A 25,827-nucleotide genomic window follows, 5' to 3' on the forward strand; every position below is an offset into this window, starting at 1 on the left:
TTATTGATGTTCCCAAGTCAACATTCAATACCGGAGAATTGCAAGGATGCCCGCGCGTTTGCGTCGCACCACCGTCCCTGTTTGCGACCTCTAGCCCCTACAGGGCAGGGAACTCGGGTTCTCGAAAAAAAGCCAAGGATTTTTGATGGCCGTCAAAGCAATCGATTGCGTGTCGTGCGAATTGGTGCTGCCATATGTTTGCGACGCGCTGGCGCCGTTCTATGGATCAAGGAGTTTCCATGAAGCCGTCTACCTTGCTTATGATGCTTGCAGTCTCTGCCGTTCCCCTTCCAGCATTCGCCGCTGGCGATCCCGTCGCCGGTGCCAAGGCGTTCAAGGCTTGCCAAGCCTGTCACATCGCGACTGAAGCGAAAAACAAGGTCGGTCCAACGCTGCAGGGCGTGGTCGGCCGCCCGGTCGCTTCGATTGCCGATTATAAATATTCCAAGGCCATGACCGAATTCGGCGCTGGCAAGGTTTGGGACGAAGCGCTTCTGTCCGAATATCTGAAGGCGCCCAAGGCCGTCGTGAAGGGCACCAAGATGGCCTATGCCGGGGTGAAGAAGGACGACGACCTCGCCAACATCCTCGCCTATCTCAAGGACCCGGCCGCCGGCGGTCAGTAAGATCCTCGCAACTCCTTGATGCGGCGGCCGTTTCGCGGCTGTCGCATTTCTCTGATAGCGCCTCTTGTGTGGGCGTGCGGCCCCTCCATATCGGGTGAGGGCCACCGATGCTGTGCGCTGCGGTACTTTCCCGCGTCGGGAAACGCGCTATGGTGGCAAGAGACGAGACCGGCGAGCCGCCGGCATGAGGGACAGGGAGACAACATGGCGACGTTGCAAAGCTTCGACACTGAGATCGAAAAGACGCGTAAGATCGTCTCGGAGATGCGTGGCAAGATCGACCAGTCGAGCGTGGTGCTGGATACACTGGCCAAAAGCGATTCGAAGCTCGTCGGCCAGGATTTCGACATCGAGAACGCCCGGATCTCGGATGTCCTCAACCAGCAGAAGGTGATGGAGGCGAATATCGCCGACCTGATCATCGGGCTGGAAGATGCGACCAATGTCTTCGGCGCCGAGTTCGAGAGCATGAAGAGCTTTTCCGGCATGGAAAAGTTCATCGGCATCTTTTCCAAGCAGAGGGCGCAGCGCATGCGCACCGAACGCGTCCGCAACATGTCGCTCGCCGGCAATCTCCAGGAGCTGCTCGCCAAGTCGGACAGCATTGTCGGCATTCTCAAGGAACAGAAGTCGGTTCTCGAAGAGCGCTACAAGACTTCCGAGGCGAGCCTCGTGCAGGTGATCGAGCGCCGCAAGCAGACGATCGCCAATCTCGAAGAAACCCAGAAAAAGATCGAAACGCTCAATCCAGCGCTGCTGGACATCGAAAACAAGATTGCCGCTTCGACCGACACCTCGGAGCGCACCGAACTTGAAGCCCAGCGCTCGACGCTTGCGACAGACTACAATCAGGCCCAGGCTCGCGAGCAGGAGCTGCTGGCCGAAAGCCAGACGCTCGAGCGCTACACTTCGATGTTCCAAACCTTTGTCGACAGTCTGAACAACCAGATCGCGGCGCAGAACACGCTGATCAACAAACTGAGCATCGATACCGAGCAGCGCATCGTGCTCTACAAGGCGCTCGAGGATTCGCTGAAAACGGCTGCCCAGCAGGAGGTCGCCCACCGGATCAACACCCTGGGTTCCCAGGTCGATACGGCGGCGGAAGAGACGATGGCCGGAATCGGAGCGGCTGCCCAGCGGCATATCGGCGATCTGCTCGAACTGCACGAGAAGAATATGCTCTCGACGCAGGACATCCAGCGCCGCAAGAAGCTCGCCGACGAGGCCTTCGCCCGGCGTTTCCAGGCGGTTCTCGACAAGCACAATGCGGCCGACTACGTGAAGCCTTGAGCATGCCGTTGATGTGGACGCGGCCATCCGGCCGCGTGCCGCTTTCGCGGTGCGCGGTCGCTTCGATGGGGGGAGGGGCATGAACGCCGTCGATCGCAACAGTGCCGTCACGCACTATTTCACCACCATGGCCTCTGCATTTTCGGGGCTCGAGCAGTTCTTCGGCCAGTCCGATCGTCGCTTCGGCGACAAGGGGCCGCCGACGCTACACCTTCTGCCCTATCTCGACCGCTTGAGAAACTCTTTCACTTCCTGGCAAAACCGGATCGGCTTTACCGGGCAGTTCAAGATCGCCCAGGCCGAGAGCGGCTTCCCGATCTTCCAGAACGTGCTGGAGCTGGAGAACGATCGCGCGGGCGCCGCCACACGGCTCTCGACCATCCCTGCCGTATCCAAGCTGCGCGAGGAAATGGTCGATTTCATCCTGCGGCAGAAGGAGTTTCCGGCAGCATTGCAGCAGCAGATTGCCGAGCGGCTCTATCTGGAGCAGGTGAGTGCCGGCGAGATCTTCTCGCCCTTCGTCCTGCCCACCACCGTCGCCGTCAGCGTCAATCCGCAGTCGCGCCGACCCTCCTATCTTGTCAGCTGGGCCGCCTTCGACGGGGTCAGTACCCTGCCGATGATCTATCTGGCGACGATCGAGGATTCCTCCGAGAATGTCGCAAAGATCCTTGTGACGGCGGAGGGTAAGCTCAATGAAGAGGTCGAGATCCCGCTTCCGGTGGGCGGTCTGCTCAATCCGGAACTCGCCCGCACATTCGACGATTTCTGTGCCAGGAATTCCGCCTATTCGCTGACGCCTGCGACCATCGCCACCAACATGGACCGCGATTTGCCGACACTGCATCCGAAGTCGGTCCGCCGGATTGTGCTCGGTCCGCTCTATTCGACGGGGCTCACCCAGAATTCCGGCCGTGTCACCGAGATCCTCGACCGGGTCCGCAGGCCTGAGAACGCCTGGGTGATGACCTGGACGGTGCAGGAGGTATTCTCCAAGCGCGAGCAGCCGGCAGTGAAAGGCTTCTTCTCCTCGACGCCGGCTACCCAGGAATTCCATATCGAGACCCATGATCTCGAAGCCGCGCGCATGGGTGTCTCGACTTACGAGAAGCACGCGCTGGTGCCGCATGACGCCTACCAGGCGCTCTATGCCGCCGGCGAGATCAAGCCGATCTTCGGCAATTTCAAGGTTCACGTGATTTCCGGCAACCAGGTCGTGAGCGAGGTCTGAAGATGAGTGAACTGACGGCAGGGCTGACGACGCTGCGGGAAGAAGACATCGCCAAGCATCTGGCCGTCGCCCAAGGGCTGGTGACACGCATCGTGGTGCTCGATCAGGGCGAGGGCGCCTCGGGTGCCCCGATCGCCGGTACTGGCCGTCGGTTCGTCTCGACGGTCTCGACCGGCTCGGTGCGACGCACGCGCGAAATCGAACTTTCCAAGACCATTCAGGCAACCGGCGCTGCCGATCCGCTGTTGACGCCTGCCCAGCATACCGTGCTCTACCGCGTGCGGCGCGGCGCCCAGGTGGCGCTTGCGATATCAGATGTCTTCGCCCGGCAGAGCGAACTTGAACCCCTGCAGGCCCGCAATATCAGTGCGCCCCTGCAGGGTGAGGAGGCCGCCCGCTTCAAGGCGCTGCTTGCGTCCCAGGCTTATGTCTCCGCCTTCGCCTTTGCCGCTTACCTCAAGTCCACGGTATCAGGCGAAGGCGAGCAGCTCGACGGCATTCGCGCGCCGGACTTCCTGTTCGACACCGCCCAGGATGCATTGAAAAGCATGGTCGCCGGCATCGACGCAGCCGTCCAGGGCGCGGGCGACGATGCGACGCTGATTGGCCGGGTGCGCGGTCTGGCGGACCTCGCGCTCGACGGGCTTCTGACCCGCAAGGCGCGCTTCGAACATCTTGGCATCTTCGAAAACGCCCATATCCGCGTCGATCAGGATGATTTCACCCTCGACGGTTTCGACGCCGTGCCGGGCGTGAAGTCGAAGCCGCTCACGATGAGCTTCAAGAAGCCGGAAGAGATCATCGGCAACCACATCGCCAAGTATCAGGCGCTAAAGCTCGCCAAGATGCTGATGGCCTATGATTTCGACCGCCAGATGAACCCCTTCGTCGATCTCGGCGGCTTTCTCTTCACCTTCATCGGCGACGGCATGCCGGGCACGGGCAAGACGATCCTGATCCAGATGCTGGCAGGTCTCTTGAACGACTACTGCAAGATGGCGGGTTATGCCTTCCATTACGAGAATTTCGGCGTCGACCAAATTTCGTCCTATCAGGGCAAGTCAGGCCAGAATGCCAAGAGTTTCGTCAACAACGTGCTCAATCCGCGCGTCATCGGTTTCGGCACGATTGATGACGTTGATCAGGTGACAGCGAAGCGCTCGGATGACCGGGCGTCATCAGGCCAGCACGAGGTGACGGCGGTGTTGATGGAAAGCTTCGCTGGCGCCTCGACTGTGGTCCGGGGCAATGCCACCTTCGGCATGTTCTCCAACTATCCCGAAAATGTCGACGATGCGCTTCGCCAGCGCGCCGGCGCCCGCTGGCTGGTCGATGGACCGCAGACTCGTGAGGACTATATCGACATCTTCTCGCTGCTTGTCGGCAAGAACCATCAGATCCCGCTTGGCGAACACCAGCTGTTCGCCGGCCAGGAGATCAGCAAGGCCGTCAGCCGCTCCTATGGCGAGCACGACCGTCCGAAAGAAGACGGCCTTGTTGCTGTCTGGGAACGCTACGAGAAGACCGAGGGCAAAATCGAGACGCTGGCCGATGTCGGCGCCTATCTGCATGCGATCAAGCTCGCTGAACCGCGGTTTACCGGCCGGGCGATCAAGAACATCACCGATGCGATCAAGATGCGTGCGATGGATGTCGAACTGCCCGACGCCTGGTTCGAGACCCCGCAAGCCTTCGTCCACAAGAGCTATGACGAGAAGAAGGCGATGATCGCGGAGCTGCGCGGCCCTGTGACGATGGAAATGATCTGCCAAGAGATTAATCGCTACGCTGACAGCGAATTCCGCTACGCCGACAAGTCGGATGATGCTGCGGTGTCGGAGATCATCCGCCGGGAGCGGCAGCGGGAGCGGGCGATCGGCGAAATCGAGAAGATGAAGGGGGAGGGGATGTGGTGATCCGTCGACCTGAATTAATGTTCAATATTCGCTGACGGCGAATTTTCTTGCCGGTCTGATGCGGGGACGTTATCATGGCTAAGCAGATAAACTACACCAAGGAAGCGCGTCGGACGCTGTCGCGCATACCTGTGAATGAACGTCGTCGCATCCTTTCGAAGATCGAACAATATGCCGAGGATCCACGGTCGCAAGCCAACAACGTTGTCAAATTGCAGGATCGTCCAGGTTACCGGCTGCGTGTTGGAGACTGGCGTGTCATCTTCGACGAGTTTGACAACATTCTCGAGGTCGAGAAGATCGGAAGTCGCGGTAGTGTCTACTGAAGGAGGCGGGAAATGGGCGTGACAAGTTTCAGGACGCCGAACGGCGAAGAGATGGTTGTTCTCGCACGGGCGGATTACGAAGCTCTGGTCGACGCGGCCGAGATGCTGGAAGACGTCGCAGCCTACGATCGCATCAAGGACAAGCTCGCGCGAGGCGAGGAAGAACTAATTCCTGCCGAGTATGTCAACCGGATGTCTGACGGTGAGCATCCGATCCGAGTCTGGCGAGATTTCCGGAAGCTTTCCGCGAAGGATTTGGCCGCTGCCGCCGGCATCAGCGCAACTTATCTCTCGGAGATCGAATCTCGTAAGAAAGAGGGGAGTATTTCTGCTCTGAAGAAGATCGCGAGGGTCCTAAAGGTCGACCTCGATGAGCTCGTCATTTGGAACGAGCAAGACGAGGAGCCTGTCGCATAGCATGAACCGCCTCCTCGAAGCCGAACTCATCTACGGCCGCCTGCTTGCGATCCGCGAGCCGCATCTCGTCGCGCGCTACAACAAGGCGCTCGCGGCCTTCGACCTGCCGCAGACCAAGCTCACCGAATTCGACATCGACATCACCGGATTCTCGCCGCAGGTGGCGGCAGAACTGGGCGATCCCGATTATCTGGATCCGCTGAAGGTCAACCGGCGCTTCATCATCCTCACCCCGGAGCAGGACAGTCTGCCGGTGGTGCATACGAGCTTTTCCAACACGGCCGGCCTGATGCATGAATTCTTCGCGGCGAATGCCCGCGCCATTCATGCGATCACGCTCAAGGACACACTCTATGGCGAGATCGAGGACAGCGTCTCCGAGGTGAGGACGCTCGATGACCTGCTGTCGATCAATGAGGTGAAGTTCAAGGTGCTGTCGGCCGAAGATCTTCTCGGCAAGGCAGGACAGCTCCGGCAGCTTTGCGACGCGCTGGTGACGAGCCCGGATGCCTGGCGCGATGACGCGATGCTGGAGCGCATGGTGTCTCTCGCGAAAGAGACCGGCGATATCAGGCAGAACACGCTGGTGCCAGACAAGCTCGTCTTCCGCCACGATGCCTTCTGGGCCGATCATTTCGGCGGCGTCTTCGTCTTCGTCGACGAGAAGATCACCACCGTCATCTGCGATCCCGAAGCCCCCGGTTTCCGGCGGTCGCGGCCCTGGCAGGTGAGCTACATCTCGATAGACGACACCGCCCAGGTTGCCGACTTCCTGGCACGCACCGGCCGGCTCGAACTGCCGCGGGCAAGCTGGGTGGAAAGCTCGGGTCTCTTTGCCCATCGTCTGGAGATGGCGCTTCTGTCGGTCGCCGCCACACTTGATCCGGTGCCGGATCTCACACGCATCGATGCTGTCTGGATGCAGACCTTCCTGCATCGAAACGCCAAGGCGATCAGCGATCGCGGTGTCTATCCGCTCTTGCAAGAAGCGCTCCGCACGCTCGCGCGCACCGGAAACCTCAGGATGGCGGATATCGATCCCAAGCTGCGTCTCTGGCTGGTGCGTGCCGAGCCCGGCCATCCCGACCAGTGGCTCACCAACCGGCTGATCGCGCATCTGACGGCAGACGATTTCGTTTCGCGGTTCGTCTTCGACAAGCAGGGCTTCTACCGGGCCTATGACCAGTATCCGGAAGCCTATCGCGATTATGTTGTATCCCGCCTGTCCAACACTTATCTGAAGGACAAGCCCGCCTTCCGCAAACGCCTGTACGGCCTAGGAGATGACCATGCTTGATCCGATCATCGCGTTTTTCCAGCGCGTCTTCGCTGCCATCGGTCGCGGCATCGGCATGGTGGTCGCGTGGTTTCTCTGGCCGTTCCTCGCCGCCCATGGCTGGTATCGCGACCGCAGCTGGATCATCAAGGGACCGATCCTTGGCGTCCTCGTGCTGCTGGTGATCGTCTACGGACAGTTCATCTATCGCACCCAGGTGTGGCACGCCTTCGACCCGGCCTTCGTCCAGGCCTATAAGTTCGAGGAGCGCACGGTTCCGGCTGGCTCGCCGCTGCCAGGCGAGGCCAACCGTTGCCAGGACTCGGCCGTGGTGATGATGAGTGCCGCGCTGACCGACCAGAACGTCAATCAGAACAGCTGGGTGTCCTCAACGCTTCTCTACAAGCTCGGCTTTTTCGGGCTCGATTGGGATACGACGCCGTTCATGGACAACAAGGCTTCGTTCCAGCGCGGCGTGAACCAGGTGGTGCGCCGGACCGGCATCCAGCTCGCCGACAATCTCGGCCGCGTGCGCGGCACGTCCGGCATCAACAGCGATTTGCAGGATGCACGCGGCAATATCCAGTTCGACGAGGGAACCTGGTATTTCGGCACCGATCCCTTCGGCTTCAAGACGCCGACGCCGAGCTACTACCGTGCAGCCGTCGAAAGCTGGAACCGATTCAACACGTCGCTTGCCAGCTGTGATGCTATCTTCGACACCCGCTCCGACAACCTGCTGCAGCTCCTCGACGGCATGGCCAGCGATCTCGGCAATACCTCCGACATTCTTCGCCGCCGTTCAGAAGAGTACAATGCCGGCTGGTTCGACACCCGCGCCGACGACCGATTCTGGTTCGCCTACGGCCAGCTTTACGCACAGTATGCGCTGCTTCAGGCAACGCGTGCCGATTTCGGCGGGGTCATTCGCGAGCGCAACCTGACGGCCATCTGGGCGGAAATGGAGCGGCAGGTCGAGGGCGCGCTGCGTATCCAGCCGGCGATCATCTCGAATGGCAGCGAAGATGGCTGGATCATGCCGACGCATCTCGCGACGATGGGCTTCTATATCCTGCGCGTGCGCTCCAACATGGTCGAGGTCCGCGCCATTCTGGATCGCTGAGGCAGCGGGGCCTTCGCCTTATTCCGCATGCAAAAAGGGCCCGGTCGCAAGACCGGGCCCTTTCGTTTTAAGTCGCTTGGTGCGATCAGTTGATGATCTTCATGCGGATCGCCTTTGCGACCAATTGTGTGCGGTTGACGCAATCGAGCTTGCGGATCGCATTGGTCATGTAGGCGTTCACGGTGTGGTCGGAGAGCGAGAGGATCTGGCCGATTTCGAGCGAGGTCTTGCCCTGCGATGTCCAGCGGACGACCTCAAGTTCGCGTGCCGACAAGACGTTGGAATTGCCTGCCGTGCGGCGCAGCCGGTCGAAGACATCGAAGGCCTGGATGCTCAGCATCGAAAGCTCGTTGATTTCCGGCATGGCAAGCGGGCTGCGATCGCCGTCATAGCGGACGACGAAGCGGCTGCCATCGACGGAATTCATCGAAAAGAGAATGCCGGTGATCAGCCGATATTTCAGCATCAGGGCGGAAAATTCCAGCGGGCAATCAAATGTCGGCGCCGACCCATCTGGGCCGATCGTCCAGGCATTGTGCATGATTGACCGGCTGAGATGCGTGACTGTCGGGCAATGTTTCAGGAATTCGAGACGATCGAATTCCCGGCAATAATCGGCGGGAAGTGTCGTCTCCCGCACCAGCGGGCCGAGCAACTTGTCCTGAGCCGTGGGCGCGGCTGCCAAGCTCACATAATCAAGGCCGTATTCACGCGCTGCTCGGGACCAACTGTCCATCAGCTCGGCGCGGCTCTGACAGCTCCCGATATGCTCGCTCAAGAGTGCCTGTCTTTCTGGAAACATCTTATCAATTTCGAAAGTTGACATCAATTCGGAAGTTTAAGACCAATATATCAGTCCAAACGAAAAGCTAGCAGTTTTTCAGGGTCTGTCACGATTAATATGACTAATGTCTGACCGCTGCCGATCAAAATGGCAACTGCCTGTTATGCTGATATTTAAACGGGCAGGGCCGATCCGGCCTTGACCTCCTCCATCACCGCATAGGTGTGGGTTTCGCGCACTCCCGGAAGCGGCAAAATGACCTCAGAGAGGAATTGCCGGTAAGCCTCCATGCCGGCGACCCGTGCCTTGACCAGATAGTCGAAGCCACCGGCCACCATATGGCATTCCATCACGTCGTCCGATCGCTTCACGGCCGCCGCGAAGGTGTCGAAGACATCGGCGGTGGTGCGGTCCAGCTTCACTTCGATGAAAACCAACAGGTTGCGTCCGAGCTTCTGGGGTGAGAGCATCGCCATGTAACCGGTGATGTAGCCTTCCCGAGTCAGGCGGCGGACTCGCTCCGCGGTCGCGGTGGGCGACAGGTTCACCCGTTCGGCAAGCTCGATATTGCTCAGACGACCCTCAGCTTGAAGCGCGCGCAGGATCTTTCGGTCGAGGCGATCCAGTTCTTTGCTCATTCTCTGCCAAACTCCATTTTTCTAGTGAATATGCCAGAGAAGTGACCAAAGAATAGTGGGAAATTCGGCAAATGCGAAGATATGTTGCCGATACCACGGAGGTGACAATGATCAAGCCAGCCACGACCGATTTCCCGCGCTTCGAAGCCCCCTATGCCGGCGACGACGACCAGTTCATCCGCCATTTCGCTTCGCGCCTGTCGCTCTCCGAGAGCCAGAACGGCGCCATCGACCGGCGTGCCACGACCTATATCGAGGCCATCCGCAACAATTCCGGCTCGGTCGGCGGCGTCGAGGACTTTTTGCGCGAATACGGGTTGTCGACCCGTGAAGGTCTGGCGCTGATGGTGCTTGCCGAAGCGCTCTTGCGCGTGCCCGACGCGCTCACCCAGGATCGTCTGATCGAAGACAAGCTGAAAGAAGGCGGCTGGAGCGAACACGAGGCACATGGCGACAGCTGGTTCGTCTCGGCCTCTGCCTGGGCGCTCGGTCTCTCGGCCCGCGTCATCCGTCCGGGCGAGACGCCTGAAGGCGTCATGCGCGGTCTCGTCAAGCGCTTGGGTCTGCCCACGGTTCGCTCCGCCACCAAGCAGGCGATGCGCTTCCTTGGCCATCACTTCGTGCTCGGCGAGACGATCAAGGATGCGCTGTCGCGTGCAGCCAAGAGTGAGGAGCGCGGTTATCGCCACTCCTTCGACATGCTGGGCGAAGGAGCGCGGACGGCCGAAGACGCCAAGCGCTACTTCCAGTCCTATGCCATGGCGATCGAGGCGATCGGCGCGCATATGGCGAAACACGGCAAGAGCCAGCAGTTGCCGAACCGCATGGGCATCTCCGTCAAGCTTTCTGCACTGCATCCCCGCTATCTGGCCACCCATCGCGACCGGGTGATGCGTGAACTGGTGCCGGATCTCCTGAAGCTCGCCCAGATGGCGAAAGCCCATCAGCTCAATTTCACCGTCGATGCCGAAGAGGCCGACCGTCTCGAACTCTCTCTCGATGTGATCGCCGCCGTCTTTGCCGATCCGTCGCTATCAGGTTGGGACGGTTTCGGTCTTGCCATCCAGGCCTATCAGAAGCGCGCGCCGCAGGTGATCGACTACATCGACGGCCTTTGCCAGCAATATGGTCGCCGGATGATGGTGCGTCTGGTCAAGGGCGCCTATTGGGATACGGAAGTGAAGCGCGCCCAGGAGCGCGGCCTCGACGACTACCCCGTCTGGACCCGCAAGCAGGCGACGGATCTCTCCTACCTGCATTGTGCGGCGAAGCTGATGGAAAAGCGCGCCCGCATCTTCCCGCAGTTTGCCACCCACAATGCGCTCACCGTCTCGACGATCATCGAGCTTGCCGGTGCCGATCGCTCCGGCTTCGAGTTCCAGCGCCTGCATGGCATGGGCGAGGCACTCTATGACACGCTGCTGTCGGGCAATGATCGCATTGCCTGCCGCATCTACGCACCCGTCGGCGGCTACCGCGACCTGCTCGCCTATCTCGTCCGCCGCCTGCTTGAAAACGGTGCGAATTCGTCCTTCGTCGCCGTTGCTGGTGACAAGAACATCCCGGTTTCGGCACTTCTGGAGCGGCCCACGGAAAAGCTGGGTCTCGGCAACGGCCAGAGCGCCCGCCACAGCCAGATCCCCATGCCGCTCGGTCTCTACGGTGACCGCAAGAACAGCGCCGGCTTCGAATTCGGCCATCGCGACAATCTCGAGCGGCTGATGGCCCGCATCGGTCAGCCGCTCTCCGAGATCGCGGCCCGTCCGCTGGTTCCGGGCGCAACCGGGGCAACGAGCGACGAGGCCGTGCTGTCGCCGGCCGATCGCACTCACAAGGTCGGCACGGTGCGCAATGCCACGCCCGCCGATGTCGACCGGGCCTTCGCTGCCGGTCGCCAGGGCTTTGCCCGCTGGTCGCGGGTTTCCGTCGAGGAACGGGCCGCGACGCTGGACAAGCTCGCGGACCTGCTCGAAGAAGATCGCGATCGTCTTTTGACTCTGCTGGCGCTCGAAGCCGGCAAGACGCTGGATGACGGTGTCGCCGAAATTCGCGAGGCGGTCGATTTCTGCCGCTATTATGCAGCTCAGGCCCGCAAGCAGTTCGGCGAGGCCGAAGTCATGCCGGGCCCGACCGGCGAGCTCAATCGTTTGTCCTGGCGCGGTCGCGGTGTCTTCGCCTGCATTTCGCCGTGGAATTTCCCGCTGGCCATCTTCCTCGGCCAGGTCTCGGCCGCCCTGGTCGCCGGCAATGCCGTCATCGCCAAGCCCGCGCCCCAGACGCCGCTGATCGCTTTTGAGGCGGTCAAGCTTTTCCACAAGGCGGGCGTGCCGGAAGACGTGCTGATGCTCTTGCCCGGTGCAGGCGATGTCGGGGCCGCGATCGTGGCCCATCCAAAGCTTGCCGGTATCGCCTTTACCGGCTCGACGGGCACTGCCCAGGCGATCAACCGCACGCTTGCCGCCAAGGACGGGCCGATCGTGCCGCTGATTGCCGAAACCGGTGGCCTGAACGCGATGATCGTCGATGCGACCGCGCTTGCTGAACAGGTGGCCGACGACGTTGTGCTCTCGGCCTTCCGCTCGGCCGGTCAGCGCTGCTCGGCGCTGCGCATTCTCTATCTGCAGGAGGACATCGCCGACGGTATGCTGGAGATGATCGAGGGTGCCGCCCGCGAGTTGAACCTCGGCAATCCGCTCGAGATCACCACCGATATCGGCCCTGTCATCGACGAGAAACAGAAGGCGATGCTGGACGGGCATGTCGCGGACATGAAGCGGAGCCAAAAGGTGCGCTATGCGGGCAAGGTGCCGGCCACCGGCAACTTCTTCGCCCCGCATATCGTCGAGCTTGACCGGCCCGAGGCGCTGACCAAGGAAATCTTCGGTCCCGTCCTGCACGTCGTGCGCTGGAAGGCCAAGGCGCTGGACCAGGTGATCGCCTCGATCGATGCCACCGGCTATGGCCTGACGCTTGGCGTGCACAGCCGCATTGAGGCGACGATCCGCAAGGTCACCGAAGCGCTCGACACCGGCAACATCTATGTCAACCGCAACATGATCGGCGCCGTTGTCGGCACCCAGCCCTTCGGCGGCTCCGGCATGTCCGGCACTGGCTTCAAGGCGGGCGGACCGGCTTACTTGAGCCGCTTTGCGGTCGAGCAGGTGATCTCGGTCAACACGGCCGCTGCCGGCGGCAATGCCAGCCTGATCGCGATTGGGGAGGGTTGATTGGCTTTCCCACCTCCCCCTTGAGGGGGGAGGTCGCCGCGGAGCGGCGGGTGGGGGTGAACGCTACAGCGAGTTCTACGCGCGAAAGTGGGGGTTAGCCTCGCGTCCGTCACCCCACCCCGGAGCTTTGCTCCGACCCTCCCCCTCAAGGGAGGGGGAGGCCCCTCAGCTCTTATCTTCGTCGCCGCCCTTCTTCTTGCCGTTCATCATCACTTCCAGATAACCCAGCATCACCGCCGAGATGACGAAGGCCAAGTGGATGATGGTGAGCCACATCAGCTTGCCATCGGTATACTGGTTGGCGTTGAGGAAGACCTGCAGCAGGTGGATCGAGGAGATCGCGACGATCGAGGAGGCGACCTTGATCTTCAGGCTGCCGGAATCGAGCTTACCGAGGAAGGAGACCTGGTCATCGGCCTCGTCGAAGCGGCTGACGAAATTTTCGTAGCCGGAGATCATGACCATCACGATCAGGCTCGCCACCAATGCGGCGTCGATCAGCGCCAACATGGCGAGGATCATCTCGAAATCCTCGTAAACAAAGACGTTCTGCGCCACCTTGATGAATTTATAGCCGAAGGAGACGGCATAGACAGCGAGTGCGGCGACCAGGCCAAGGTAGAAAGCTACCAGGATCCAGCGGCTCGACAGGATGATTTTCTCGACGAGCAATTCCAGCGATTTCATCAAGGTGTCCTCTCGAGGGCAAATGTTGCGGTGCAGATATTACATCGCTTCCTTTACACGCAAGAGGGCAGGATAGGCGGATGTCGGTTTTGGGCCGATCTGTTTCGCTGTGAAAAAAGTCCTCTGCCCTGCTTGCCAGCCGGGCTGCGCCGTCCGATCTTCTCGGCACACATAAGGGGCAGGGAAACATGACCGTACCATCCGACATCGAGATTGCGCGTGGAGCCAGGAAAAAGCCGATCCAGGAGATTGGCTGCAAGCTCGGCATTCCCTCTGAAAGCCTGATCCCTTACGGCCACGACAAGGCGAAGATCTCGGCCAGCTTCATCAACGGGCTTTCCGACCGGCCGGACGGCAAGCTGATCCTGGTGACGGCCATCAACCCAACGCCGGCAGGTGAGGGCAAGACGACCACGACCGTCGGCCTCGGTGATGGCCTCAACCGGATCGGCAAAAAAGCCGTGATCTGCATCCGCGAACCCTCGCTCGGCCCGTGTTTCGGGGTGAAGGGTGGGGCCGCCGGTGGCGGTTTTGCGCAGGTCGTGCCGATGGAGGACATCAATCTCCATTTCACCGGCGATTTCCACGCGATCACTTCGGCCCATAACCTGCTCTCGGCGCTGATCGACAATCACATCTACTGGGGCAACGAGCTCAACATCGACACGCGCCGCATCACCTGGCGCAGGGTCATGGATATGAACGACCGGGCGCTGCGCCAGATCGTGACGTCGCTCGGTGGCGCCTCGAACGGTTTTCCGCGCGAGGCGGGCTTCGACATTACCGTTGCGTCGGAAGTCATGGCGATCCTCTGCCTCGCCACCGACCTCGGAGACCTGGAGCGGCGCCTTGGCGCGATCATCATCGGGTATCGGCGCGACAAGACGCCCGTTTTCGCGCGGGACCTGAAAGCCGATGGCGCGATGGCCGTACTCTTGAAGGAGGCGCTGCAGCCGAACCTCGTGCAGACGCTCGAAAACAATCCGGCGCTGGTGCATGGCGGCCCCTTCGCCAATATCGCCCATGGCTGCAATTCTGTGGTGGCAACGAAGACGGCGCTGAAGCTCGGCGACTATGTGGTGACAGAGGCCGGCTTCGGCGCCGATCTCGGCGCAGAGAAATTCTTCGACATCAAGTGCCGCAAGGCGGGGCTCACACCCTCGGCCGTCGTCCTCGTCGCGACGGTCCGGGCGCTGAAGATGAATGGCGGCGTGGCGAAGGAGGATCTTGGCCGCGAGGATGTCGCGGCTGTTGAGCGGGGCGCCGTCAATCTCGCGCGCCATCTGGAAAACCTCGCGAAGTTCGGCGTGCCGGCGGTGGTGGCGATCAACCATTTCACCAGTGATACCGATGCCGAGATCGCCGCCGTCAAGGCGGTCGCTGAAGGTCTCGGAGCAGAAGCCGTGCTCTGCCGGCACTGGGCTGACGGCTCGGCGGGGATCACCGAGCTTGCCGAAACGGTGGTCCGGATTGCCGAGACACCGTCCGCCTTTCATCCGCTCTATCCCGATGCCATGTCACTCTTCTCCAAGATCGAGCGGATCGCCACCGAGATCTACCGGGCGGGTGAGGTGACCGCCGACAAGGCGGTGCGCGAGCAGCTCGCCGACTGGGAGCGGCAGGGTTATGGCAATCTTCCGGTCTGCATGGCGAAGACCCAATATTCCTTCTCCACCGATCCGACGCTACGCGGCGCGCCGGAGGGGCATGAGGTGCATGTGCGCGAGGTCAGGCTGTCGGCCGGCGCCGGTTTCATCGTTGCCATCACAGGCGAGATCATGACCATGCCGGGCCTGCCGCGCGTGCCGTCTTCGGAAAAGATCCGGCTCAATTCGGATGGCGCCATCGAGGGGCTGTTTTAGCCGGCTCTGAAAATCACCACTGAAATCTTGTGGTATTTCGGTCACGCCTGAGCGCGTGATAATTCATGATAAAAAGAATCATGTTTTATATCTTGACGATTGTAATCATGTTTTATACGGCATGATTACGGCGGGAACAACGTCTCCGCCACGTTTTTGACGCAATCACATCCGGCCGACCCGCTTCCGCCATCGGAAGCGGGAACCCTTGCCTGCGGCCATCGAAAGGACGACACTCATGCGCTCCCGGTCCCTCCGCCCCATCTTGCTCGCCTGCACGGCGCTCGCAGCGATCACTTCGCTTGCGCCTGCCCAGGCGCAGACTGCTGCAACGACCACGACGAATGCTGACGAGACGCAGCTTCAGACGATCGTGGTCAAGGGGAAGCGTGTGCCGGCCGGGTCGGTTGCGGATACGCCGCTCGCAACGGAGACGACGGCCGATGACATCCGACAGAAGGAAATCAGGGATCTGAGCGACCTCGGCAATACGACCGAAGCCGGAATTGATTTCATCAAGTCGAAGCCCGGCAGGACCGGTGGCCTGTTCATCCGCGGCCTGACCGGCCCGCGCGTCGCCGTTCTGGTGGACGAGATCCCGGTTCCCTTCCTGCAGACCATTGCCCGTAACGGCGCGGGCTCACCGACGACAGGCATCAATGGTCAGCCAGACAGTTTCGACGTGGATTCGCTCGGCGGGCTCGATGTCCTGCGCGGCGCCGATTCCAGCAAAGTCGGCTCTGGCGCGCTGGGCGGCGCACTCGTTGCCCGCACGCTGGAGCCGGAAGATCTGATTGCCGAGGGGCGCGATTGGGGCGGCGTCGCAAAGACCGGCTATGACAGCGAAGACAAGAGCTTCAGCAACTCCCTGGCTGTGGCCAAGCAGGTGGAAAACAGCTCGGTGCTCTTCCAGGGCTCCTACACGCGCGGTCGGGAGAGCGACAACCAGGGCACGGCGGATATCTATGGTAGCTCGCGCACCGAGCCCAACCCTATGGACTTCGTCCGCAACAACCTGCTCTTCAAGTTCCGCCACAAGCTCGAGGGCGGCCACACCGTTGGCCTGACCGCGGAGCGTTACGACTACACGAGCGACAGCAATCTCAAGACGTTGCAGTCCTCCACTTTCGCCAGCACCACGGCCGCTTCCACTTTCCGCCCGGACGCCTATTTCGGCTGGGATGACGTCCGGCGCGAGCGTGTGTCCCTCGACTATTTCTACGAGGCACCTTCCACCGACACGCTCGTTCAGGCCGCCAGTCTGCGCCTTTACTGGCAGCAATTGAGCAAGGATGCCGGGTCCTTCGGCTTGCGCAACAGCGGCGCGCAATATCTCCGCGCCAACTCGGCAGAGGAACAGGATTTCGGGGTGATCGGCTCGCTGGTGTCCGAGTTCGACACCGGCGCGCTTAGCCATCAACTGCGGCTGCGCGGCAATGCCACGACCTTCGAAACGCACCAGTTCATCTCGGCCTTTCCTGCTTCGGCGACGGTCGTCTCGCAGTCCGATGCGCCCGATGTCGACGGCGTCACGCTCGGCTTCTCGATCGAGGACCAGATCACCTTCGGCGACAGCGGTTTCTCCCTCACGCCAGGCATCCGCTTCGACTTCCACGATTACGATCCGCAGGACTCGGCGGCCTATCGTGGCAACACCGGCTACAACGCCTTCGGGCTTCCGAAATCCTTCAGCGATAGCAATTTTTCGCCCAAGCTCCTGGCCGAGTATCAGTTGAACGAAAGCGTGGGTGTCTTTGCCCAGTGGGCGATGGCCTATCGTGCGCCGACAGTGGACGAGCTCTATGGCAACTTCACGAACACGCTGGGCGGCTATGCCAGCATCGGCAATCCCAATCTCGAAGCTGAGACCGGGCATGGCTTCGAAGTAGGGGCGAAGTGGAATACGGGTGATTTCAACGGCAGCGTGACGCTGTTCCACAATATGTACGACAACTTCATCAACAACGTGACCCGCGTTGGTGTGTCGCCACAGCCGGCAAGTCTGTTCACCTACGAGAACGTCCGTGACGCACGCATTTCCGGTGCCGAGATCAAGACGCGCAAGGACTTTGCCAACGGCTTCTTCGCGGAAGGCTCTCTGGCGGTCGCCTATGGCGAGTACGGTGACACCAATGCCCGGCTGCGCAGCGTGGCGCCGCTCAAGGCGATCCTTGGCCTCGGCTATCAGCAGGAAACCTGGGGAACGCAGCTCACCGGCATCTTCTCCGCTGCCATGCCCGATGACAAAGTTGCCAACACGTTCGATGCCCCCGGCTACGGCGTCTTCAACGTGTCCGGCTGGTGGGAACCGGAGGCCGTGAAGGGCTTGCGCATCCAGGCTGGCGTCTACAACATCTTCGACAAGACCTATTGGAACGCCGTCGGCGTGGAATCGGTCAACCCGAATGCGGCGAGCTCGGCCAACCAGCCGACGGCCTTCTACTCGGAAGCCGGAACGACCTTCAAAATCTCGTTGACCCAGAAGTTCTGAGCTGAGCTAAATCGATGATCAAGGCGGCGCAGTGATGCGCCGCCTTTTGCTTTGCATCACCGGCAATAGCGGTAGCCACTCTTCCGCTTGATGACGTCGAGATGCATATGGTCCTGGTGCGTCGCGTCGCTGCCAGGGGACAGCACTGTCGTGAAGTAGAGGCAGGCGATGGCGTTGAAGGCGCGCTGGAAGGCGGCCTCGGCCGTGCCATCATCCTGTTTTGCGATCATCACGGCCATGTCCTCGTCGCCGAAACGCAAGGCTGCAATGTCGATTGCATTGCCATAGGCATGTTCGGACACTTTGCCAGTTTCGCGACTGTTTCGGTTGCGGCAGACATAGCCCGAGGCGTGACGAATGGCAGTGAGCTTCGGCTTGTCGGGGAAGGCGGCATCTGCTGCCGGCTTCAGCATGTCGCGTGTCATGCGTGCCAGTTGCAATGCCGTTTCGCAGCGAAGCGTCGCCTCCGGCTCCAAGGCGACGTCCGGGAGCAGCCTTGTCAGCGTGATCGGGGCCGCGATGCCGCAGCCATCGGCATCATCGATTGCGGGGGGTGTCTCGAAGCGCGCGCCGATCGCCTTGAGATCGGCGAGGCAGGCGGCAAGAGCCTTCGGGTCTTCGACCGGCGGCGGCGGATCAAGCGGAGCGGCTTTCTGCTCATCCCCATCAGGCTCGGCCTCGTCACTCGGTGTGTCCTTTGCTGCTCCCGTGTCCGCCGGGCTCGACGGCTTCGCACCTTCCTCTGTATCGGCCGCCGTCTCGGGCTTGCTCTGCGGTGTGGGAGCCTCCAGCGGCGCGGCCGTTTGGGGCCCGTCGGGCGCGTTCGCCTCTGCGTCCGGTGCCGGCGTTGCCACCTGTGGTCTCGTTTGCGGCAGGGGGCCGCGCGAGGGCAGGGTAAGGCCGGTCACGATCGGCCAGACCAGCAGGAGACCGACCAGTGTCGGCGTTCTCGTCTTCGTCATCTCGTCTCCCTGTTCCCCAGTCCCCGGGTCAAAAAGGCGCGAGCCGTCGAAAAGTTCATCAACTGAGCCCAGCAAAACGCCCTTGCTAAGGCAGCGGCTCCACGGTATTCGTTGGCCCATGAAGATCGTTTCGAAGACCTTTGCTTGGTGGTGGGCACGCTAACGCGGCCTTGACCAGTCATGTCTTCAGACGATTGACCCCAAAGCCGCCCGGAAACTTTCCTGAGGCGGCTTTTTCGTGTTCAAGGCCTCAGGAGACGGGCCTCGAAGAGTGGAGAAGGACGGATATGTCGACGATTTTGCAGGAAGACGGCTCGGAAGCCTATCAGACGCGCGGCGGCGTGACCGTCACGCGCAGGCGCCGGCCGACGCCCTATGGCGATGCCATCTCCACCTATGTCGACAAGCTCGACGAGCGTCGCGGGGCAGTCTTCTCGTCGAACTACGAATATCCGGGTCGCTACACCCGCTGGGATACCGCCATTGTCGATCCGCCGCTCGGCATCTCCTCCTTCGGTCGCAAGGTCTGGATCGAAGCTTACAACGGTCGCGGCGAAGCTTTGCTGTCGATGATCGCCGACGCTCTGGCCTCCGTTGACGATCTGGCAATGGGCGCCCGCACCGCGACCCGCCTCGATCTCGACGTCAAGCTGCCGTCACGCGTCTTCACCGAGGAAGAGCGCTCGAAGATGCCGACGGTCTTCACCGTGCTGCGCGCCATCACAGCGCTGTTCTATTCGGAAGAAGACGCGGCCATCGGCCTCTTCGGTGCGTTCGGCTACGATCTCGCCTTCCAGTTCGACGCCATCGACCTGAAGCTTGTCCGTCCCGACGATCAGCGCGATATGGTGCTCTTCCTGCCGGATGAGATCCTCGTCGTTGACCACTATTCCGCCAAGGCCTGGATCGACCGCTACGACTTCACCAAGGGTGACGTCACCACCATCGGCCAGTCGGAGGAGATCGCGCCGGAGCCCTTTGTGCACACCGACACGATCCCGCCGCGCGGCGATCATCGTCCCGGCGAATATGCCGAGCTGGTCACCAAGGCTAAGGAAAGCTTCCGCAAGGGCGATTTGTTCGAGGTGGTTCCCGGCCAGAAGTTCATGGAGCGCTGTGACTCGAAGCCGTCGCAGATCTCCAAGCGGCTGAAGGAAATCAATCCCTCGCCCTATTCCTTCTTCATCAATCTTGGCCATCAGGAATATCTGGTCGGCGCATCGCCGGAGATGTTCGTGCGCGTCAATGGCCGCCGCATCGAGACCTGCCCGATCTCTGGCACGATCCGCCGGGGTGCCGACCCGATCGAGGATTCGGCGCAGATCCTGAAGCTCCTCAACTCCAAGAAGGATGAGAGCGAGCTTACCATGTGCTCCGACGTTGACCGCAACGACAAGTCCCGCGTCTGCGAGCCGGGCTCGGTCAAGGTCATCGGTCGCCGCCAGATCGAGATGTATTCGCGCCTCATCCACACGGTGGACCATATTGAAGGGCGGCTCCGCGACGGCATGGACGCTTTCGACGGCTTCCTGTCCCATGCCTGGGCTGTCACCGTCACCGGTGCGCCGAAACTGTGGGCCATGCGCTTCATCGAGAAACACGAGAAGAGCCCGCGCGCCTGGTATGGCGGCGCCATCGGCATGGTCGGCTTCAACGGCGACATGAATACCGGCCTTACGCTGCGCACCGTGCGCATCAAGGACGGCATTGCCGAAGTGCGTGCCGGTGCGACACTTTTGAACGACAGTGACCCGCAGGAAGAAGAAGCCGAAACCGAATTGAAGGCCTCCGCCATGATTGCAGCGATCCGTGACGCCAAGAGCGGCAATGATGCCTCCTCCAAGCGCGGCGTGGCGCGGGTGGGCGAGGGGGTCAACATCCTGCTCGTCGACCATGAGGATTCGTTCGTCCACACGCTGGCCAACTACTTCCGTCAGACGGGTGCCACCGTGAACACGGTGCGCACGCCGGTGCCGGAGGAGATCTTCGACAGCTTGAAGCCCGATCTCGTCGTGCTCTCGCCCGGTCCCGGCTCGCCTGCCGATTTCGACTGCAAGGCGACGATCAAGAAGGCGCGCGCTCGGCAATTGCCGATCTTCGGCGTCTGCCTTGGTCTCCAGGCGCTGGCAGAAGCCTATGGTGGGGAATTGCGCCAGCTTGCGGTTCCCATGCATGGCAAGCCGTCGCGCATCCGCGTGCTCGAACCCGGCCTTGTCTTCTCAGGGCTCGGCAAGGAAGTGACTGTCGGTCGCTACCACTCGATTTTCGCCGATCCGGCGACCCTGCCGCGCGATTTCATGATCACGGCAGAAAGCGAAGACGGCACGATCATGGGCATCGAGCACACCAAGGAACCGGTCGCCGCCGTCCAGTTCCACCCGGAATCGATCATGACACTCGGCGGCGATGCCGGCATGCGGATGATCGAGAATGTCGTGGCGCATCTGGCAAAACGGGCGAAGGTGCAGGCGGCTTGAGGATTGGGGTGGGGCGCTTCGGCGCCCCGAATTGTTTCGGCGATAGACGCAGATCCGTGTCCGGGGGTGCTAACGGCTCTTCCGACGGAGCTGCCGGTAGGTTGCTGTTTGACAGCATGTACACTCCGTTACACTATTCCCTGAAGCCAAGCCGCAAGGAGCAGTGATCCGATGAACAAGGTCGTTTTGACCACTGAAATCGACGCCGGTCTCAATCAGGCGCTTGAAGAGATCGCGCGTTTCGACAAACGCTCGGCTTCCGACCTAGCAGATCAGGCTATCCGCAATCTTGTGGAGGAGCGCGTCGCGACGCGTGAACTGGTAGGTCATGGACTTCGTCTCGTTGACGCAGGTGACGTCAAGGCCGTGGACAGTGCAGAGGTGCACCGCTGGCTGATGTCTGACGAGGACGATTTTCCGGCGGCGCGCTGAAGTCCATACATCTCCGCTACCTTCCGACTGCGGAGCCTGGCCTTCGATGGATGCGCGACGACTACAAGCGTCATCCAAACCTGGACATCGTGGCGGCGTCGGCAGCCTTGACCACAGCGGAGCGGACGATCGCCAATCATCCCGAGAGCGCTCCACGCTTCGAGGATTTCGAGCGTGTTCGAGAATACCACACGCGCGGGACGCACTTTGCATTGCTGTATGTGGCGACTGCTGACCAGATATTGATCATCGATGTTCGCGACACTCGCGGCCAGAGAAGCGTGGATAGGCTTCGGCAGTTCCTTGCAGGCCAAGCCACGCTGTTTTCGGAGAAATGACTCTGCTGCTGATACCCTTCTTCTGGATTGATTGCGCAATGTTTGCCATCGCCCACTCAAACAGATGACCGGCGTCTTCACCCGTCCTTCTCGAATAATGATAAAAACTCTCAAGATTTTTTCTTCCCACTGAAAAATTTTGCTGACCCGATCGTTTTTCCCTTGGCAGCCTGCTTTTGAGCCGGTGGTCTCAATGGTCATGTGCCGTCGTTTGACGGTTTCGGTGAGCGTTGAACCCGGCAAAAAGGCCGCATGCGCACGTAGCCTCGGTTCGAGGGACTGCGCTGTGCGGCAAGGCTCGGACGCCGCTGATCGTGTTTTGGTAACAGGGGACTTTTTATGCAAATGTCGAGGGGAACTCACACGCGAAGCCTGAAGGCGAGCAGGCGGAGCATTGTTGCAGGCGTTTCGCTTCTGGCGATCTCGGTCGTTTCGGCGCATGGCCAGGATGCGACCAGCGAAGACGGCGCTAACGAGAACGGTGATACGAGGCTTGCGCCGATCGTGGTGACGACGACGGCCGAAGGCCAGCCGCCGGCCACGGGAACGGTCGGCCAGCCGCCGGAAGCCTATGCCGGCAACCAGGTGGCCAAGGGTGCCCGCCTCGGTTCGCTCGGCAATCGTTCAATCATGGAAACGCCGTTCAGCATCACGGCCTATACGGCAAAGCTGATCCGTGACCAGCAGGCGCGCACGGTCGCCGACATCACGCTCAACGACCCCTCCGTGCGCTCGGATGCGCCTGCCTTCAGCGAACGCGATTCCTTCTTCATCCGTGGCTTCTCGGTGGTCAATCTGGACGTGCTCTATGATGGGCTGCCCTATATCGCCAATCCACGCCGCAGCTACCTTGAAGGGATAGAGCGGGTCGAGGTTCTGAAAGGGCCAACTGCCTTCGTCAATGGCGGCATCGGCCGTGTCGGCGGCACCATAAACCTCATCCCCAAGCGCGCCGGCGACGAGCCGCTGACCCGCCTGACAACCACCTATATCAGCGACGGCCAGTTCTGGAACCATCTCGATGTTGGTCGCCGCTATGGCGCGGCCGGCGAATGGGGCATCCGCGCCAATGGCTCCTATCGCTTTGGCGATACCGCCATGGACAGTAACGAGATGAAGGTCGGCGTTGCCTCGCTCGGTCTCGACTACGAGGGTGAAGACGTCCGCGCCTCGCTCGATCTCAGCCATTCCGACCAGAAGATCGATGCGCCGACATCGCTGTTCAATGCGGCGGCCTCCGGCATTGCGATCCCGGATGCTCCCGATGGCCGCATCAACACGGCGAGCCCGTTTGAATATCACGACAGCACCCACAGCATGGCGGCTGCCCGTGTCGAATATGATCTGCTGGACAACACGACGCTTTATGCTGCCGTGGGCGCCAGCCGCTATCGGGAGGACTTCCTGACGTCGTCCTATACGATCAACAATGCGAACGGCAATGCGACCTCGGAGCTTGCGATCCAGCCGCAGCAGATCGACGGCTATTCCGGGGAAATCGGCATCCGTTCAGAGTTCGAGACGGGCCCGGTCAACCACAAGGTCAATCTCTCGGTGCAGAAGAGCCTCAACGAGAATTATCGTGGCGGTTTTGCGCCCGGTGCACTCGGGCTGCCCGGATCCTATTCGACCAACATCTACAATCCGAGCTACCTGCCCGGTAGCGCCGTGAGCAGCCTCAATCTGCCGACATCGGACAATCTGCCGCTGTTTGCCGACCTCTTGTCCACCAGCATCGCGTTTTCGGACACACTTGGTTTCTTCGACGAACGTCTCGAGGTCACGCTCGGCGGCCGCTACCAGGAAATGCGCCAGAGGGGCTTCAACACCCGGCCCGATCGCGGGACGGTCGGCGTGCAGAACTACTATTATGACGAGGCCCGTTTCAGCCCGGCCGTTGCCGCCAATCTGCGCCTGATGGACGGCCTCTCGCTCTATGCCAACTATGTCGAGGCGCTGACGGAAGGCGCGATTGCCCCGGCCACTGCTGCCAATGCCAATGAGGTGTTCCAGCCCTTCGTCAACGAGCAGAAGGAAATCGGCTTCAAGTACGATCTCGGCAGTGTTGCGTTTACCGCCGCCCTGTTTGAGATCCGTCAGGCCAGCGGCTATACCACGGCAGCCACGAACATCTATTCGGTTGACGGTCTGCAGGTAAACCGTGGTGTCGAACTGTCCGCCTTCGGTGAGCCGATCGACGGCTTGCGGCTGCTGGGTGGTGTCACCTTCCTCGATGCTGAGCTGGCACGAACCCGCAATGGCGCCTTCGACGGCAAGAATGCGCCGGGTGTGCCGAAGACGATGGTCAGCCTTTACGGCGAGTATGACCTGCCATCGATCGAGAATCTGACGCTGACCGGTCGCCTCGTCTACAGTGGCAATACCTTCTACGACCAGGCCAACACCCAGAAGGTCGATGGCTGGACCCGCGTCGATCTCGGTGCGCGCTACAAGTTCGAACGGGAGAACGGCAAGCCGATTGAAATCCGGGCGAATGTCGAGAATGTCTTCAACGAGAACTACTGGGCATCGTCCGCGCGTGGTTTCCTCGCGGCCGGCGCGCCCCGGACGTTCATGCTCTCCGCCTCCTTCGATTTCTGAGCGTTGATAACATCCTGACGATGGGATTGGCCGCGCCATTCACGGTGCGGCCTTTCGGTTCTGTGCAGAGAGCATCTCCTGCCTTGACCTTTCCTCAACCCTTCGGCATTACGCTCACACTTCAACGAACCGCCCGCTTTGCCGGGCGGTTTTGTCGTTTTTGGAATTGCGTCTGCAATTCACTCGCATCTGCAGGGAAAAGGCCATGGTGGCTGATAACAACACTTACGTTCGGCGGCTCGCGCTCTTCGGCATTCCGCTCGCCTTCGGGGTCATGGGGCTGAAGCTTTGCGCCTGGTGGGTGACGGGTTCGGTCGCGCTCTTGTCCGATGCGCTGGAATCGACCGTCAATGTAATTGCCGCCTTCCTTGCCTATTTTGTCATCCGCTATGCGCAGAAGCCGGCGGATGACGATCATCCCTATGGCCACCACAAGGCGGAATATCTCTCGGCCGTTCTCGAGGGCGTGCTGATCGTGGTGGCGGCACTGCTCATCATCCGCGAGGCGATCCCGGCCCTTCAGAACCCGACCTTGCCCGATGCTCCCTTCCTCGGGCTCGCGATCAACGGCCTTGCCGCTGTCATCAATGCCGCCTGGGCAACGCTCCTGATTCGCGTTGGCAGAAGCCACCGTTCCCCGGCGCTTTCGGCCGATGGCCAGCACATCATGTCGGACGTCGTCACCTCCGTCGGTGTGATCATCGGTCTCCTGCTGGTGCTGGCGACCGGCTATGCGATCCTTGATCCGGTGCTTGCGATCCTCGTTGCGCTCAACATCATCTGGCAGGGCTGGAAGGTGATCGCGCAATCCGTCGCCGGGCTGATGGATGTCGCCGTCTCTCCCGAGGAAGCCGAGGCGATCCGGCAGGCGATCAAGGAGAATTCGGAAGGGTCGCTGGGGGTTCATTATCTGCGCTCGCGCCGGGCAGGGGCCGCGACCTTCGTTGCCTTTGATCTGGTCGTGCCCTCGAAGATGAGCGTGCGCGACGCCCATGTGATCTGTGACCGGCTGGAAATGGCCGTGCACAAGGCGGTGCCCGGCACGCGCGTCACCATTCACGTTGAGCCCGAAAACGAGATGGCGCATGGCGCCGGCATCGAACTCGGGCGCTAAATTAAA

At 61.1% G+C, this 25,827-nt stretch carries 20 protein-coding genes; 16 read left to right on the forward strand and 4 right to left on the reverse strand.

Annotation, left to right across the window (positions count from 1 at the left end; genetic code table 11):
- Positions 1-239: 239 nt before the first annotated feature.
- From BW978_RS09650 to BW978_RS09685, 8 genes are all read left to right on the forward strand, one after another.
- A complete protein-coding gene (locus BW978_RS09650) occupies positions 240-626 on the forward strand; it encodes a c-type cytochrome (protein ID WP_076394438.1) in 387 nt (128 codons plus the stop codon).
- Between the two features lie 204 nt (positions 627-830).
- Positions 831-1,919, forward strand: a complete 1,089-nt coding sequence (locus BW978_RS09655; protein WP_076394440.1) for a coiled-coil domain-containing protein — start codon at positions 831-833, stop codon at positions 1,917-1,919.
- A 79-nt stretch (positions 1,920-1,998) separates the two neighbouring features.
- Positions 1,999-3,150 carry a hypothetical protein gene (locus BW978_RS09660; protein WP_076394442.1) on the forward strand — a complete coding sequence of 384 codons (1,152 nt, stop codon included), beginning with the start codon at positions 1,999-2,001 and terminating at the stop codon, positions 3,148-3,150.
- Positions 3,151-3,152: 2 nt separating this feature from the next.
- Positions 3,153-5,066: an AAA family ATPase gene (locus tag BW978_RS09665; protein ID WP_076394444.1), complete on the forward strand. Its 1,914-nt coding sequence runs from the start codon at positions 3,153-3,155 to the stop codon at positions 5,064-5,066.
- A 74-nt stretch (positions 5,067-5,140) separates the two neighbouring features.
- Positions 5,141-5,392: a type II toxin-antitoxin system RelE family toxin gene (locus BW978_RS09670; RefSeq protein ID WP_076394446.1), complete on the forward strand. Its 252-nt coding sequence runs from the start codon at positions 5,141-5,143 to the stop codon at positions 5,390-5,392.
- Between the two features lie 12 nt (positions 5,393-5,404).
- Positions 5,405-5,809 carry a helix-turn-helix domain-containing protein gene (locus BW978_RS09675; protein ID WP_076394448.1) on the forward strand — a complete coding sequence of 135 codons (405 nt, stop codon included), beginning with the start codon at positions 5,405-5,407 and terminating at the stop codon, positions 5,807-5,809.
- Between the two features lies 1 nt (position 5,810).
- Positions 5,811-7,106 (forward strand): DUF6638 family protein, encoded by a 1,296-nt coding sequence (locus tag BW978_RS09680; protein WP_076394451.1) that lies wholly within the window; start codon positions 5,811-5,813, stop codon positions 7,104-7,106.
- Positions 7,099-8,208, forward strand: a complete 1,110-nt coding sequence (locus tag BW978_RS09685) for a DUF2333 family protein (protein ID WP_076394453.1) — start codon at positions 7,099-7,101, stop codon at positions 8,206-8,208. Before BW978_RS09680 ends, BW978_RS09685 begins: the two co-directional genes overlap by 8 nt.
- Positions 8,209-8,293: 85 nt before the next feature.
- On the opposite strand, the gene BW978_RS09690 is transcribed toward BW978_RS09685, so the two are convergent.
- Complete coding sequence (locus BW978_RS09690) at positions 8,294-9,010, reverse strand: helix-turn-helix transcriptional regulator (protein ID WP_244551923.1); 717 nt, start codon at positions 9,008-9,010, stop codon at positions 8,294-8,296.
- Positions 9,011-9,165: 155 nt separating this feature from the next.
- Complete coding sequence (locus tag BW978_RS09695) at positions 9,166-9,630, reverse strand: Lrp/AsnC ligand binding domain-containing protein (RefSeq protein ID WP_054148481.1); 465 nt, start codon at positions 9,628-9,630, stop codon at positions 9,166-9,168.
- Between the two features lie 107 nt (positions 9,631-9,737).
- Here BW978_RS09695 and putA point away from each other — a divergent pair, with 107 nt between their 5' ends.
- Positions 9,738-12,857 carry a bifunctional proline dehydrogenase/L-glutamate gamma-semialdehyde dehydrogenase PutA gene (putA, locus tag BW978_RS09700; protein WP_076394458.1) on the forward strand — a complete coding sequence of 1,040 codons (3,120 nt, stop codon included), beginning with the start codon at positions 9,738-9,740 and terminating at the stop codon, positions 12,855-12,857.
- 165 nt (positions 12,858-13,022) lie between these two features.
- Here putA and BW978_RS09705 read toward each other — a convergent pair whose 3' ends face one another.
- On the reverse strand, positions 13,023-13,544 hold the full coding sequence (locus tag BW978_RS09705; RefSeq protein WP_076394460.1) for a TIGR00645 family protein: 522 nt from the start codon (positions 13,542-13,544) through the stop codon (positions 13,023-13,025).
- Positions 13,545-13,732: 188 nt separating this feature from the next.
- Between BW978_RS09705 and BW978_RS09710 the strand changes: the two genes are divergently transcribed.
- Together BW978_RS09710 and BW978_RS09715 are read left to right on the forward strand one after the other, a co-directional pair.
- Positions 13,733-15,406 carry a formate--tetrahydrofolate ligase gene (locus BW978_RS09710; protein ID WP_076394462.1) on the forward strand — a complete coding sequence of 558 codons (1,674 nt, stop codon included), beginning with the start codon at positions 13,733-13,735 and terminating at the stop codon, positions 15,404-15,406.
- A 238-nt stretch (positions 15,407-15,644) separates the two neighbouring features.
- Positions 15,645-17,897, forward strand: a complete 2,253-nt coding sequence (locus BW978_RS09715) for a TonB-dependent hemoglobin/transferrin/lactoferrin family receptor (RefSeq protein WP_076394464.1) — start codon at positions 15,645-15,647, stop codon at positions 17,895-17,897.
- 56 nt (positions 17,898-17,953) lie between these two features.
- Here BW978_RS09715 and BW978_RS09720 read toward each other — a convergent pair whose 3' ends face one another.
- Positions 17,954-18,859, reverse strand: coding sequence for an extensin family protein (locus BW978_RS09720; protein ID WP_076394466.1), 906 nt, complete (start codon positions 18,857-18,859; stop codon positions 17,954-17,956).
- A gap of 287 nt (positions 18,860-19,146) precedes the next feature.
- On the opposite strand from BW978_RS09720, the gene BW978_RS09725 reads away from it, so the two are divergent.
- The 5 genes from BW978_RS09725 to BW978_RS09745 all read left to right on the forward strand — a co-directional run bounded on the left by BW978_RS09725 (position 19,147) and on the right by BW978_RS09745 (position 25,821).
- On the forward strand, positions 19,147-21,336 hold the full coding sequence (locus BW978_RS09725; RefSeq protein WP_076394468.1) for an anthranilate synthase: 2,190 nt from the start codon (positions 19,147-19,149) through the stop codon (positions 21,334-21,336).
- A 171-nt stretch (positions 21,337-21,507) separates the two neighbouring features.
- Entirely contained in the window at positions 21,508-21,768 is a 261-nt protein-coding gene (locus BW978_RS09730; protein ID WP_076394470.1) for a ribbon-helix-helix domain-containing protein, read from the forward strand.
- Positions 21,769-21,818: 50 nt separating this feature from the next.
- Positions 21,819-22,106: a hypothetical protein gene (locus tag BW978_RS09735; protein WP_076394472.1), complete on the forward strand. Its 288-nt coding sequence runs from the start codon at positions 21,819-21,821 to the stop codon at positions 22,104-22,106.
- Between the two features lie 339 nt (positions 22,107-22,445).
- A complete protein-coding gene (locus tag BW978_RS09740) occupies positions 22,446-24,707 on the forward strand; it encodes a TonB-dependent receptor (protein WP_076394474.1) in 2,262 nt (753 codons plus the stop codon).
- Between the two features lie 205 nt (positions 24,708-24,912).
- The gene (locus tag BW978_RS09745; RefSeq protein ID WP_076394476.1) at positions 24,913-25,821 is read left to right on the forward strand and encodes a cation diffusion facilitator family transporter; all 909 of its coding nucleotides are present in this window, start codon (positions 24,913-24,915) and stop codon (positions 25,819-25,821) included.
- Positions 25,822-25,827: the final 6 nt, after the last annotated feature.

Origin of the sequence: Rhizobium sp. RU33A (assembly GCF_900156055.1) — a bacterium.
Lineage (GTDB): Bacteria > Pseudomonadota > Alphaproteobacteria > Rhizobiales > Rhizobiaceae > Allorhizobium.